Origin of the sequence: Clostridium pasteurianum BC1 (assembly GCF_000389635.1) — a bacterium.
GTDB classification, from domain to species: Bacteria; Bacillota; Clostridia; order Clostridiales; family Clostridiaceae; genus Clostridium_I; species Clostridium_I pasteurianum_A.
On the sequence record NC_021182.1, the window covers coordinates 421,343 to 435,978 of the forward strand.

The window sequence follows — 14,636 nt, forward strand, 5'->3', positions numbered from 1 at the left end:
ATTTATGAATATAGAAATATTCAATTTAATTACTTTTAATTCAACCCACAGTACAATTAGGGCAGAGAAAGAGCTGCTTTCAATGGGTATAAAGGTTAAGGTTATACCTGTGCCTACAGAAATAACTTCCAGTTGCGGACTTTCCATAAAAATAAGTTTGGATGATTTACGTAAAGCAAGAAAGATATTATTAAAGGAAAAAATACAGGTGTCCGGTTATTATTATATTAAAAAGACAGGATTAATTAAGGAAATAAGGGCTATTCATGAGTAAATATACAAGCTGCAATTAAAATTGTACATTTGATTAATAGGAGATAGTAGATGATATTTAAATAAAATAGCTAATTTATTGCAGCATATATAGGTTTTATTGCAATAATTGAAATAGGAGGAATCTTAATAGTGTTCACAATACAAAAACTAGTTCAGCCAGAAAGCCTTGCTGCTGCCTACAAGACCTTAATAGAGAGAAAAAACAATAGTATTTTAAGTGGATGTGCTTTTCTCAGAATGGGTTCTAAAAGTATAGGTACAGCTATAGATTTATCAAAATTAGATTTAAATTACATAAGGGAACAGGAACATTACATAGAAATAGGTGCCATGACAAATCTAAGAGAATTTGAAACTCATTATTTATTAAAGGAATACTTTGGACGAGTTCTTGGAAAAGCGGTAAGCAATATAATAGGAGTTCAATTTAGAAATATTGTTACAGTGGGCGCTACAGTATTTTCAAAATATGGTTTTTCAGATGTTATAACAGCGCTGTTGGCATTGGACACAGAGGTTGAATTATATAATGGTGGAAGAATTAATTTAGAGGATTTTCTAAATATGCCCTATGAAAAGGATATTTTAACAAGAATATTTATAAAAAAGAACAGTAGAAAAGCAGTATATAAAGATTTGAGAAATGCTGTTAGTGATTATCCTATATTAAATGTTACTGTATCAAGCTTGAAGAATAATTGGGTTATAGTTGTAGGTGCAAGACCTGGGAAAGCGGCTATAGCTAAAGAAGCATCAAAGGAATTGAACAAAGAAAATTTAACAGAGGAAGATATAGATAAAGCAGCTGATATGGCATCAAAGGAATTGGCCTTTGGCACTAATATGAGAGGTTCAGAAGAATATAGAAAAGCCATGTGCAAAGTATTAGTAAAAAGAGCAATAATGGAGGTGCTATAGTGGAAATAGAATTTATGCTGAATAACAAAAGAGTAAATTTTCAAGTAGAACCAGATGAGTTTCTTGCAGATACTTTAAGATTAAATGGAATATACAGTATAAGAAAAGGCTGTGACACTACTTGCTGTGGGCTTTGTACAGTATGGGTAGATGAGAAACCGATTTTATCATGCTCTTTTTTAAGTGCTAGGGCCAATGGTAAAAAGATTATTACTATAGAAGGAATCTCAGAAGAGGCTGATAAATTTGCTAAAATTCTAGTAGATGAAGGTGCAGAGCAATGTGGATTTTGCAGTCCTGGTTTTATAATGACTGTAATTGCTATGAAAAAAGAATTGAATAATCCAAAGGAATCAGATATAATTCACTATTTAACAGGTAATTTATGCAGATGCACAGGATATATGGGGCAAATGAGAGCCATTAAAAAGTATTTGGAGGTAGTTTAAATTATGAAAATCGTGGGAAAAGGTATTTCAAAAATAGACGGAATGTCTATTGCTACAGGAAAACCTGTTTATACAGAAGATTTAGCTATGTCAAATGCTTTAGTAGTTAAAATACTTAGAAGTCCCCATGCTTTTGCAATGATAGAAAATATAGATACTTCAAGAGCAGAGGCAATGGAAGGTGTTGAATGTATTCTCACCTATAAAGATGTGCCAAAGACAAGATTTACCTTGGCTGGCCAATCTTATCCAGAACCGTCACCTTATGATAGATTGATACTAGATAAAATAGTAAGATATTCTGGGGATGAGGTGGCTATTATAGCAGCAATGGATGAGAAAACTGCTATAAAAGCTATGAAGCTGATAAAGGTTAAATACAAAATACTTCAGCCAGTTTTGGATTTTGAAAAAGCAGCAGATTCTGAAATAGTTGTTCATCCTGAAGAGGATATCCATTGTAATTTTGATATAGGAATGGACAGAAGAAGGAATATTGTTTCAAGTCAAAAGGTGGAAATTGGAGACGTAGAAGAAGAACTTAAGAAATGTGATGTAGTGGTGGATGAAACCTATTATACTCAGGCTCAGGCCCACTGTATGATGGAGACCTATCGTGCCTTCAATTATCTTGATCATATGGGAAGGCTGGTGGTTGTAAGTTCTACTCAGATTCCATTTCATGTGAAAAGACAGTTGTCAATAGCTCTGGAAATGCCAGCCAGCAAAATAAGAGTAATTAAACCAAGAATAGGAGGAGGATTTGGTGGGAAACAGACTTCCGCAGTAGAAATATTTTCAGCTCTTGTAACTATAAAAACAGGTAAACCTGCTAAAATTGTATATGAAAGAAAAGAGACTTTTCAATGTACAACCACAAGACATCCTATGAGAATAAGAGTCAGGCTTGGAGCTGACAAAGAAGGCTTTATAAGGGCTATTGATATTCATGGTTTATCTGATACAGGAGCTTATGGAGAACATGCTTCTACGGTGTTTGGAGTTGTTGGTCAGAAAACTCTTCCATTGTATAATAAGACTAAGGCTGTAAGATTTATGGGCAATGTAGTATATACTAATAAAACACCTTCTGGTGCGTTTAGAGGATATGGTGCCACTCAGGGAACTTTTGCTCTTGAATCAGCCATAGATAAATTAGCAGAAGAAATTAATATGGATAGTACGGAAATAAGATTAAAGAATTTAATAAAAGAAGGAGAGAGTTCTCTAATACATCCTGAAGGTTTAGGAAGCTCTACACTTCATAAATGCATAGAGAGAGGCAGGGAACTAGTAGGCTGGAAGGAAAAGTATCCAAGGAGAAGGGTCTCAAAGAATAAAGTTAGGGGAATGGGCATGGCAGTGACCATGCAAGGCTCAGGTATAGCTAACATAGATACAGCTTCTGCAGAGATTAGATTAAGTGATGATGGAAACTATACTCTTCTTATAGGATCTACGGATATGGGAACTGGCAGCGATACAATTCTTACTCAAATGGCAGCTGAGGTTTTAGAAACTTCCATTGAAAAATTCATAGTAAATGCGGCGGATACAGATGTTTCACCTTATGATCCAGGCTCCTATGCCTCAAGCACTACTTACGTTACAGGAATGGCCGTGGTAAGGGCAGCTGAGGAACTGAAAAGGCAAATAATAGAACGTGGAGCGAAATTTATAGGAGTGGATTCCAATGAGGTGGATTTCAGCGGAGAGGGGATTATGACAAAAGATGGGTCCAAATCTATAAGTTTAAGGAAAATTGCAGAGCAGGCAGTTTTGGGTACAGGAAAGCTGCAGCTGGTAGGTAACGGTACGTATGGAAGCGAAATATCACCACCGCCTTTTGTGGCTGGTTTTGCAGAGGTGGAAGTTGATATTGAAACCGGAAAGGTAGAACTGATAGATTATACGGCAGTGATTGATTGTGGAACTGTAATTAATTCAAAATTAGCTAAAATTCAAGCGGAAGGCGGAATTGCCCAAGGTATTGGAATGGCGCTGTATGAAGATGTTAAATTTGATTATAAAGGTAACCTTCAGACCAATTCCTTTATGCAATACAAAATTCCAAGCAGAAAGGATATAAAAAGTATAAAAATATATTTTGAGCCAAGTTATGAGCCTACAGGACCTTTTGGAGCAAAATCAATTGGAGAGGTGGTAGCAAATACACCGCCTCCAGCTATAGTAAATGCAGTTTATAATGCTACTGGTGTTAGGATAAACAAGCTTCCGATTACTCCTGAGAAGATTTTTATGGAGATGTATAGATAAATTTTAGGGTACAAAAAATATACTTGGGAGTATAATGGTAATATTAGACATATTATTTTTAGGGCTAGTATACTATATACTTATGGAATTATGCACTATAATAATAACTAAAGAAGTATTTGATAATACTAAATTTCGCAATAAGACTCTTAGATGTTATAATATATCTGTACTTATATATGGATTTCTTATATGAGAGTTAAAGAACTTATCAATGATTTGTGGTATTGGTTTGCAAATTGAAGATAATAAGTGTTTAATATGATTATGTATGTGAGAACAAATAATTAGATGGAGGAAACAATATGAGTTATTCTGGAGTTATTTTTGATCTTGATGGAACACTTCTTAATACCCTTGATGATATGGCTGATTCAGTGAATTCTATATTAGAAAAGCATGGATTTCCTGTACATGATGTGGAAAAGTATAAATACTTTATTGGTAACGGCATGGAGAAATTAATTAGAAGAGCTGTACCAGAAAGTATTTTACAGAATGAAGAAATGGTGAAGACATGTTTAGATGAATTTATGAGAGAATATGACAGAAGATGGGACAAATTAACAAGACCCTATAATGGAATAAATGATTTAATGGAAGGTCTTGATAATAATGGTATAGAGATGTCTGTGCTTTCAAATAAACCTAATAATTTTACTAGGGTTTTAATAGATAAGTTTTTTGGATTAAAACGCTTTAAAATTGTTTTTGGTGCCAGAGAAAATGTACCTAAAAAACCTGATCCAACAGCAGCCTTAGAAATATCAAAACTATCAAAAATACCAGTAGAAGAGTACCTTTATCTAGGCGATACTGGAGTTGATATGAAAACGGCTAATGCCGCTGGTATGTATGCGGTAGGAGTTACTTGGGGTTTCAGAAAAGCCGATGAATTACTGGAGAATGGCGCTAAGAAAATAATTGATAATCCTATAGAGCTTATTGAACTTATTAAATGATCGAAAAAAATAATAATAAAATAAATCTAAAAAGTCTACTTAAGCTGAGTAAGGGTGATGTTATTTCCATAGTAGGGGCGGGTGGAAAGACTACATTAATGTTTTCTCTAGCAGAGGAATTAAGAAGAGAAAATAAGGTTCTTGTAACCACTACTACAAAAGTATATGTACCAAAGGAACAGCAATATAATTATATTGCTAATAATAAAGATGAATTCCATTATTATAATCATATGAATAATAATGGAATTTATGTATATGGAAAAGAAATAGATCACCATGAAAATAAATTAATTGGTTTGGATTGTGAACTTTTGCAAAAACAACTGCCTTATTTTGATTATATACTTATAGAGGCAGATGGTTCTAAGAAAAAATCAATTAAGGGCTGGAAAGATAATGAGCCTGTTATAAGTCATAAAACTAATAAAACTATAGGAGTCTTTAGTATAGAAAATATAGGAAAAGAAGTCAATGAAAATAATGTTCATAGATTGGAGCAGTTTATGAATATTACAGCTTCTTCTAAAGGAGATATTATAAATATAGCTCATATTATGAAATTAATATTTCATCCCAAAGGTTTATTTAAAGATGCTGTAGGAGAAAAAATTTTATTTATAAATAAGGTAGAAAGTGAAAATGATATTGTTTTAACGAAAGAATTGGTTGAAAATGTTTGTAAAAATAATAATGGCTATATTGGCAGTATTGTTTTTCAAAAATTACTATAGAAAAAGATATTATAAAAAACTATATAACATTAAGCATGTATAATTGAAGGTATATTAGTGAAAGATTGCTTGCTGATATATAGCATATAAAAGTTTGTTAAATAAATTTTCAATATGTGCTTTATGATGTATAATTGATAATACTGAATATATTATATTTTAAGGAGTTGATAAAATTGGCTTTTTACTTTGATGAACCATCACATACCTTTAGTGAATATTTATTAGTTCCTGGATATTCATCTTCAAAGTGTATACCAGCAAATGTTAGTTTGAAAACGCCAGTGGTAAAATTTAAAAAAGGAGAAAACTCATCAATTGAGATGAATATTCCTTTGGTTTCTGCAATTATGCAGTCTGTTTCAGATGATGAAATGGCAATTGCACTTGCTAAAGAGGGTGGAATCTCCTTTATCTATGGTTCCCAGTCTATTGAAAACGAAGCTGCTATGGTATCGCGTGTAAAAAATCATAAAGCAGGTTTTGTTATTAGTGATTCAAATATTAGACCAGATCAAAAATTGCAGGATGTTTTGGATTTAAAGAAGAAAACAGGACATTCTACAGTGGCGGTTACGGAGGATGGTACAGCTACTGGAAAACTTTTGGGCATTGTTACTAGCAGAGACTATCGTGTAAGTAGAATGAGTCCAGATTGCAAGATCTCTGACTTTATGACACCTTTTGAAAAACTGGTTTCTACAAAAAAAGGAACTTCTTTAAAAGAAGCTAACAATATCATTTGGGATTATAAGCTAAACTCCTTACCAATTGTAGATGATGATCAGCATCTTGTGTATATGGTATTTAGAAAGGATTACGATTCAAATAAAGAAAATAAACTAGAGCTTTTGGACAGCTCTAAGAGATATATTGTGGGAGCAGGAATTAACACTCGTGATTATAAAGAAAGAGTGCCAGCTTTAGTGGAAGCAGGGGCTGATGTTTTATGCATAGATTCTTCTGAGGGCTTTTCTGAATGGCAGAAGTTAACATTAGACTATATTCGTGAAAATTATGGAGACAAAGTTAAAGTAGGAGCAGGAAATGTAGTTGACAGAGAGGGCTTTCTGTTCTTAGCAGAAGCAGGAGCTGATTTTGTTAAGATAGGCGTAGGCGGAGGTTCTATATGTATTACCAGAGAGCAAAAGGGTATTGGTAGAGGACAGGCAACAGCCCTTATAGAAGTTGCAAAAGCTCGAGATGAGTACTTTGACAAAACTGGAATATATGTACCAATATGTTCTGATGGAGGAATTGTATATGATTATCACGTAACTCTTGCCCTTGCAATGGGAGCTGACTTCATTATGCTTGGAAGATATTTTTCACGTTTTGATGAGAGCCCTACTAACAAAGTGAGTATTAATGGAACCTATATGAAAGAATACTGGGGAGAAGGTTCTAACCGTGCTAGAAACTGGCAAAGATATGATATGGGCGGTGACAGCAAGTTATCCTTTGAAGAAGGGGTTGATTCCTATGTACCATATGCTGGGAGCCTTAAGGATAACGTATCATTGACACTAAATAAGGTTCGTTCAACCATGTGTAACTGTGGAGCTATGACTATCCCAGAACTTCAAAAGAATGCAAAAATAACCTTAGTATCAGCTACTTCTATTGTAGAAGGTGGAGCACATGATGTTGTGCTGAAGGATACATCTAACAATATTATAAAATAAAAATAATTTAGCTTACCAAAGGCGAGAAAAGGCGAAGTAACTATCAGGCTAGGTAAGCTAATACATGTTAATTTTTGAGCATTAACTAACGAAAGCTTTTCACTTGGCTTACGCGGTGAAAAAGCGAAAGATTCCGCTGAGGTGTCAAGGTGAAAGATTTAACTTTTTGTGGCTGTAAAATTCTATGTTTTTCGGGATTTTGCAGCCACAAAAGCTTTCACTGATTAGTGAACAGAAACCCTCAAGTTAGTTCGTAACTTTCTTGGAAATTGAAAGAAAAACATATCGACAACGCTATTAATAAGCATTTTAGGACGGTTATTAACAAAATACTCCATTAAAAGCCTCCAATATAATAAAATTATCTTTAGTAAATATATTATTTGTATTATTTAAATATGTGGATTCTTTTAAATATTATTTGATTATGTATACAGTGCTTCTAAGGTTGTATTTATAGTAGTATAATTAATTTGTATGAATATGTAAGCTCTGAATTTAAATAAAATTTATAGGGTATAAAGGAAGTGTATCTAAATGAAAAATAAAAAATTGAGATTAAAGATAATTACTGTGCTTTCTGATGTTTGTATACAGAACATATATGGAGATGTATAGTCATGGAAGAAAATTTAAAAAATATATTAATTACAATGCAGTGTAATGAGATAACTGAAAATGAAATTTACATTAAGGTTTCAAAAATTACAAAGGATGAAAGTAATAAAAAGATAATGCTTAAAATTGCAGCAGAAGAGCAGCAGCATTATAATTTAATAAAATCCTATACGAATACAGATGTTCCTCTAAACAAAATAAGAGTATGGTTTTACTATTTAACAGCTAAGATTTTTGGATTTACTTTTGCGGTTAAGCAAATGGAGGGTAGGGAGAATGAAGTAGTTAAAGGATATAGCTATGAAAAATTAGCAGTTAATTTTCCAAAGCTCTCTAAAATAGCAGAGGAAGAGGAAAAACACGAACTCTTATTGCTTGATATGCTGGATGAAGAAAGACTTAAATATGTAGGGGCTATAGTACTTGGATTAAATGATGCATTAGTAGAGATAACAGGTAGTTTAGCGGGATTTACCTTATCTATGGCAAACACTAGAGTAATAGCATTAGCAGGATTAATTACAGGAATAGCGGCAACTCTTTCCATGGGCGCCAGTGAATATATAGCTGAAAAAACGGAAGGCGCTAAAAATGCTTTAAAAGCCAGCTTGTATACAGGACTTTCTTATTTAGGTACAGTAATTTTATTAATACTTCCATTCATTTTTATGAATAATGATATGTATGTACAGGCACTAATAATAAGTCTTGTTATTGCTGTTATTATAATATTCATATTCAATTATTATATATCAGTAGCTAAAGGACTCAATTTTAAAAAAAGATTTTTGCAGATGGCAGTGGTAAGTCTTGGGGTCGCAGCATTTTCATTTGTAGTAGGGCTTTTAGTTAAGAACATATTGAAAATAAATCTATAAACTAGTTTCAGAATTTAAACTATAAAAAATGAGTAAATAAAAAGACTATTATGTACAAATTTTTATATAATTAAAGGGGCTGTATCAAAAGAAATAAATATTCATTAAATTTGAGAGCGTCCTCATTTGATTATTAAAAATCAGATTTTAATAATCATTTTTAATAGTAGAATAGTTAAGGGGCTGTCTCACAATGCATATCTATGCATTGTGAGACAGCCCCTTAACTTAACAGCATTACTAGTATGTGTATTGCAATATGATCTAATTAGTTTTATTTTTATAACTTCTAGAATATTTGTCATCAAAATGATAAGGACAAGTTGATACTACGATATTTTCATTATGAAGAATTGTTTCTCTTAATAGAAAACTTGTATGGTTATGAAGTATACTGCCCCACCATTTATCAATCATAAATTGAGATAATAATAATGTAATTTTTTCATCCTTACCTGCAGCCCTTGCTATGATATCAATATAGCTTACTAAAGGGGTAAATATTGCTCTATAAGGAGAATATTTAGAAACTAAAAGTATATCTGTATTAAGTTCATTCCATTTACTCTGCAATTTTTCTAATTCACTTTTATTTGTATATACATTAAGTGCTATTACATTAGGTGTAATACTTCTCGCATATTGTAGTGCATTTAGTGAAGCTTTATTTAAACTCTGAACAGGAACTACCATAATATGAGTAAAATTTTTACCTATATCTGCAGTAGATAATTCTTCAGGGGATGTACTCAAATGTCTTGCTACATTGCTGTAATGCCTTTCTATAGACATCATAATAAGTACAAGAATTGGTATAAGTATTATGACTATCCATGCACCTTGATCAAATTTCTCATATATAAGTATTAATGCTGTTATAGCAGAAATAACAGCTCCTAAACCATTGATGAATGCACGTTTTTCCCATCCAGATTCTTTTATATTTTTCCAGTGCATAACCATTCCAGTTTGAGCTAATGTAAAGGAAAAGAAAACTCCTACTGAGTATAATGGAATCAATCTATGAGTTTCTGCATTAAAGGCAATAACGAGTATACATGCTATTACAGAAAGTGCTACAATACCTGTAGAAAAGCTTAATCTCTTACCTCTTACCGTGAATTGTCTTGGTGCAAAACGATCTTTACCAATTACATACATAAGCATCGGAAATCCAGTAAATGCAGTATTGCAGGCCATAAGAAGTACTATGGCAGTGGTGATTTGTACAACATAAAACATAAAGGTATTTCCAAAAACTCCATGGGCTATTTGTGCTATTACTGTTGGACTACCTTGTGTTGTAGGATATGCATGATAAAATCTTGCAAGTAGTGAAGTACCTCCGAATATAAAAAATATTAAACTGGATAATAAAAGCATAACAATTATGGCATTTTTCTGACTTGGTTCTTTAAAGTTTGGAACTGAATTACTTACTGCTTCAAGACCGGTTAAAGCTGAACAACCGGATGAAAATGCCCTTAAAATTAAGTATAAACTTATATCTCCAGCTACTTTTATCGGTGGATTTATCATGGGAGTGGGAGCTCCATACAGAGAATATCTTATTAAGCCATAAATAATCATGAAAAGCATACTAAAATAAATAAATATGTAGGTATACTTAATATCTTTGAGGATTCACTGACACCTCTTAAATTTAATATAGTCAATATTATAATAAGAACAACAACAAGAAGAGCCTCATGCTCTGCAAGATTTGGAAAAGCAGATACTACTGCGGCCATTCCAGCACTGGCACTAACAGCAACTGTTAATATGTAATCAATTAGCAGAGAGGCTGCTGCAACTAGACCGGGTTTAATGCCTAAATTTTCCTTTGCTACAATGTAGGCTCCTCCACCTTGAGGATAAGCCTTTATAATCTGAATGTAAGAAATTGTAAGCATGAAAAGTAATCCTATAATCATTAAGGAAACCCATCCCAGCCATTGATAAGATGCTAAACCTATAACTGCTATTAATACAAGTAAAATTTCTTCTGCTGCATAGGCTACAGATGAAATTGCATCACTGGCCATTATTGCAAGGCCGAAAAGGACATTATACTTTTCACCACTACGTTTTTCGTTTGCCAGGGGTTTCCCAATTAATATGTCAAGAAATCTATTTAACATTGTCTTTGCCTCCAATGAATAATTTTTTACATATAAAAATAATTAATAAAATTAAATGGGTAAATCTTATTATTAGCTCATTATATATAATTTAAAAGTAACTGTATAAATATTTGTGGTAAAATTAGAGTTATTAAACATTTAATTGTATTTTATAGAATAATTGCTGAATAATCAATAGCAGGTTACTTAACAATTCAATTTAGAAGTACGCAAAGCCTCTAATTATCATTGATTAATAAATAATGAAAATTATATAAACATGTATATTTTAGATATAAATAAACAATTTTAACTCCATATATTGTAAAATAGATATGGAGTTTTGCACAATCATATTTTTATCTTAAAATTAGTACTTATACCTTTAAAAAGGTATTTATATTAATAAAACAAATTGACTACATATATGTACATACAACAATAAAAAAATTAGATTGTAAATTTGAAGTTATTCTATAGTATAATTATATATATTATCAATGAATCTTACTTAGTGGGAGTTTGTACTCCCACTAAGTCTAGATGAATTATCCAGGGACGTGCCGCTGTTATCTCCACCTTTTAGGGAAAAGCAGAGAACCAAAATCTTTGATTTTGTGTGAATCATTTTCGCAGAGTGCAAGCAGACAAAACAAAATTTATTTTGTATTTTGTCGCTTTTACAGAGTGTGGTGGAGTATTACAGCGGCTAGTCATCGGATAAAATTTGTGAAATGGGATGAGTGTATGAAAAGTATTCTACAAAAGTTAAGTAAATATAGATGGATAACAATATGTGTAACTGTTCTTTTATTGTTAATAAGAATATTTTTGCAAAAAATAGCTAAAAGTAAAGGTCTATATCTTTCACATGACTATATTTATAATATAATAAATTACATTATACTAGCAATGGCATTATCGGTATATTTTACAAATAAAAAAGTAAGATGGGTATATTCTGCGATTATATTAATTTTACTAATAATAAATACAATAGGTATTTATAAGAGTATAGATAATGTACAATTTCAGTTAACATTTACTCATGAAGAGAATTCATTTATTGTAAAAGAAATAAAGAATGATTCAAAGTTCATTTTAGTATATAAAAAACAATATAAGATATTTACGAGGCTTAGTGATAAGATAGCTATAGGAAACGGATATAAGCCATTTTCTAATAAAACGTATAAAGTAATCTGGATAAATAATGATAAAGCTATTCTTAAATTTTTATATGGTGAGGCTCTTAAGCCAAAAGTGGAAATTCTTAATTTTTCTAAAAATAATAAAGAATATTTTAATGTTTTAGGCAGTTTACAGGGAACTTGGACTGATAAAAATAATAAAGACAATAGTATAACTTTTAATGGAAGAGAAATTAGTTATAGAAATTCCAAGGAAGTATATTGGTATTCATCCAGTGATTCAGATGAACAGGGCAACTATGGATCAGTTTTATATGCCCATAACGATGATCCTAGTATATATATCTTAAAAAATGAAGACAATACTATAACGGTAGGATACGCAGATATAAATAATGATACATGGAGTATTTATAGTAAATAGCACAACAATACTATAGTATACAAATTTCAATTGTGCGCCCAGCTAAGGGTAATTAACCTAGCAGGTGGAAATCCTGTCTGAATAAGGTCTAGTCAACCAGCAGTAGCGAGTCTTGAGTTGCCAACAGTAATGGTGGGAGCTAAGCGTAGACAGCGAGAAAGTAGGGTTGAAATGCTATTGAGCCTCGAAATTTTGTATATCAGAGGGCTGACGTCTTAATTGGTGCGGAAAGCAACATCACATAGGTCGTAATGGCAAGAACTATGTGGCACTGCGGGGTCAAAGGGCCAATCATGCTTTACATCGTGGTTAATTATCAACTGGGGAGAGCCTGCCGTTTCTTAGTAATAAGTATGACAGACAACAATAAAACGGAGAATGTCAAATGAACGACAGGCAGTCGGATAGTCTCATAGTACCGCTGAAACTGGGTAATGCCAGTGGAGGGAAGGGGATTACATAATAACAATCTTTCTGAGGACACATCATCTGTACTCAGGGACAGGAGAAATGATGGAAACAAAATTAGAAAGAATAGCAGAAATATCAGCAAAGACTCGAAAGCCAGAATTTACTTCGCTATATCATCATATTAATGATGGTATGCTAAGACAGTGCCACAAAGAACTAGATGGAAATAAGGCAGTAGGCATTGATAGAGTTACAAAAACAAAATACGAAGTAAATCTAGAAGAAAATATATCTAATTTAGTAAAACGGTTAAAGAATAAGTCATACAAACCTTTACCATCATTAAGAGTATTCATACCGAAAGGTAATGGAAAAATGCGACCATTAGGAATTGCATCCTATGAAGATAAGATGGTGCAACTAGCAGTAAAGAAGATACTGGAAGCAATCTATGAACCAAGATTTTTGAGAAATATGCATGGTTTCAGACCGAGACGAGGTTGTCATGATGCTATCAAGGAAGTTTATAACGGAATGTATCATGGAAAGATAAACTACATTGTTGATTCGGACATCAAAGGCTTCTTTAACCACATGAGTCATGAATGGATAATGAAATTTTTGGGAGTATACATAAAAGACCCAAATCTCCTATGGCTGATTAATAAATACTTGAAAGCTGGGGTAATAACTGAGGGCGTATTTGAAGAAAGTACAGATGGTTCTGCTCAAGGGAATATCATAAGCCCAATAATAGCAAATATTTATATGCATAACGTTCTAATGTTGTGGTATAAGATTGTTATTACAAAAGAAACAAAGGGAGATAGCTTTTTGACAGTTTATGCAGATGATTTTATAGCAGGATTCCAGTACAAATGGGAAGCTGAGAAATACTACGGTGAACTCAAGAAAAGAATGGGAAAATTCAATCTAGAGATGGAAGATAGTAAAAGTAGATTACTGGAGTTTGGTAAATTTGCAGAAGGAAACCGGAAAGCAAGGGGAGAAGGTAAACCAGAAACATTTGATTTCTTAGGATTTACATTTTACTGTGGAAGAAGTCGCAGAGGATATCCATGTGTCATGTTACAAACAAGTAGAAAGAAATTTAGACAAAAGCTAAAAGACACTAAAAAGTGGCTGTACGAGAATAGAACTATGCCAGTTAAGGAAATGATAAAGGCATTAAACCTCAAATTGGTTGGGCATTATAGGTACTATGGTGTATCTTTTAATGGTAAGATGATAACAAACTTTTTGCATAGAGTACAGCAATTTCTAAGTAAGACACTGAATAGGCGAAGCGATAAGAAAAGCTACAGCTGGGATGGATATATAGAAATGTTGAAATATTATCCTTTAGCGAAACCAAAGATATATTTTAAATTGTTTTAACTGTGAATGTTATTATGAGGAGCCGTATGCGGGAAAGCCGCACGTACGGATTCTGTGAGGGGCTTACATTGTAAGGTGTAAGTCTACTCGACTGTATATTGTTTATTTTTATCTATAATTTTAGTTTTATATTAAAATGTGTATTTGACTTTTGCAGTTTATGTATTACACTAATTTTTTCAATAAAACAAGGCTTAGATATTATATGATTTTTAATGCTAAACGTATATTTTGATGATGAGTATTATTTTATTAATAAAAAATAAAATTATTTATAATATAGTGAATATATAATATAAATTGTGGTAATAATTAAAAGGTGATGAAAATTA

10 protein-coding genes and 1 pseudogene are annotated in these 14,636 nt (G+C 32.3%); 10 read left to right on the forward strand and 1 reads right to left on the reverse strand.

Annotated elements, in window-relative coordinates:
- Positions 1–4 precede the first annotated feature (4 nt).
- The 8 genes from CLOPA_RS01990 to CLOPA_RS02025 all read left to right on the forward strand — a co-directional run bounded on the left by CLOPA_RS01990 (position 5) and on the right by CLOPA_RS02025 (position 8,797).
- Complete coding sequence (locus CLOPA_RS01990; RefSeq protein ID WP_015613800.1) at positions 5–274, forward strand: DUF3343 domain-containing protein; 270 nt, start codon at positions 5–7, stop codon at positions 272–274.
- A gap of 131 nt (positions 275–405) precedes the next feature.
- Entirely contained in the window at positions 406–1,194 is a 789-nt protein-coding gene (locus CLOPA_RS01995) for an FAD binding domain-containing protein (protein WP_015613801.1), read from the forward strand.
- Positions 1,194–1,643, forward strand: a complete 450-nt coding sequence (locus CLOPA_RS02000; protein ID WP_015613802.1) for a (2Fe-2S)-binding protein — start codon at positions 1,194–1,196, stop codon at positions 1,641–1,643. The genes CLOPA_RS01995 and CLOPA_RS02000 overlap by 1 nt, the downstream gene beginning before the upstream one ends.
- Positions 1,644–1,646: 3 nt before the next feature.
- The gene (locus tag CLOPA_RS02005) at positions 1,647–3,920 is read left to right on the forward strand and encodes a xanthine dehydrogenase family protein molybdopterin-binding subunit (protein ID WP_015613803.1); all 2,274 of its coding nucleotides are present in this window, start codon (positions 1,647–1,649) and stop codon (positions 3,918–3,920) included.
- Between the two features lie 305 nt (positions 3,921–4,225).
- Positions 4,226–4,882, forward strand: coding sequence for an HAD family hydrolase (locus tag CLOPA_RS02010; protein WP_015613805.1), 657 nt, complete (start codon positions 4,226–4,228; stop codon positions 4,880–4,882).
- 20 nt (positions 4,883–4,902) lie between these two features.
- Positions 4,903–5,616, forward strand: a complete 714-nt coding sequence (yqeC, locus tag CLOPA_RS02015) for a selenium cofactor biosynthesis protein YqeC (RefSeq protein WP_041711144.1) — start codon at positions 4,903–4,905, stop codon at positions 5,614–5,616.
- Positions 5,617–5,792: 176 nt separating this feature from the next.
- Positions 5,793–7,301: an IMP dehydrogenase gene (locus CLOPA_RS02020; RefSeq protein ID WP_015613807.1), complete on the forward strand. Its 1,509-nt coding sequence runs from the start codon at positions 5,793–5,795 to the stop codon at positions 7,299–7,301.
- Positions 7,302–7,921: 620 nt separating this feature from the next.
- A complete protein-coding gene (locus CLOPA_RS02025; RefSeq protein WP_015613809.1) occupies positions 7,922–8,797 on the forward strand; it encodes a VIT1/CCC1 transporter family protein in 876 nt (291 codons plus the stop codon).
- A 264-nt stretch (positions 8,798–9,061) separates the two neighbouring features.
- Here the strand turns inward: CLOPA_RS02025 and CLOPA_RS02030 are convergent.
- A pseudogene (locus CLOPA_RS02030) lies at positions 9,062–10,938 on the reverse strand (APC family permease).
- 729 nt (positions 10,939–11,667) lie between these two features.
- On the opposite strand from CLOPA_RS02030, the gene CLOPA_RS02035 reads away from it, so the two are divergent.
- Together CLOPA_RS02035 and ltrA are read left to right on the forward strand one after the other, a co-directional pair.
- Positions 11,668–12,495, forward strand: coding sequence for a hypothetical protein (locus CLOPA_RS02035; RefSeq protein ID WP_015613810.1), 828 nt, complete (start codon positions 11,668–11,670; stop codon positions 12,493–12,495).
- Between the two features lie 513 nt (positions 12,496–13,008).
- Entirely contained in the window at positions 13,009–14,304 is a 1,296-nt protein-coding gene (ltrA, locus tag CLOPA_RS02040) for a group II intron reverse transcriptase/maturase (protein ID WP_015613811.1), read from the forward strand.
- The last annotated feature ends 332 nt before the right edge of the window (positions 14,305–14,636 follow it).

Coding starts and splice junctions, on each gene's coding strand:
- CLOPA_RS01990 (WP_015613800.1), top strand. CDS start 5: ATGAATATAGAAATATTCAATTTAATTACTTTTAATTCAACCCACAGT.
- CLOPA_RS02005 (WP_015613803.1), top strand. CDS start 1,647: ATGAAAATCGTGGGAAAAGGTATTTCAAAAATAGACGGAATGTCTATT.
- CLOPA_RS02010 (WP_015613805.1), top strand. CDS start 4,226: ATGAGTTATTCTGGAGTTATTTTTGATCTTGATGGAACACTTCTTAAT.
- CLOPA_RS02025 (WP_015613809.1), top strand. CDS start 7,922: ATGGAAGAAAATTTAAAAAATATATTAATTACAATGCAGTGTAATGAG.
- CLOPA_RS02035 (WP_015613810.1), top strand. CDS start 11,668: ATGAAAAGTATTCTACAAAAGTTAAGTAAATATAGATGGATAACAATA.
- ltrA (WP_015613811.1), top strand. CDS start 13,009: ATGGAAACAAAATTAGAAAGAATAGCAGAAATATCAGCAAAGACTCGA.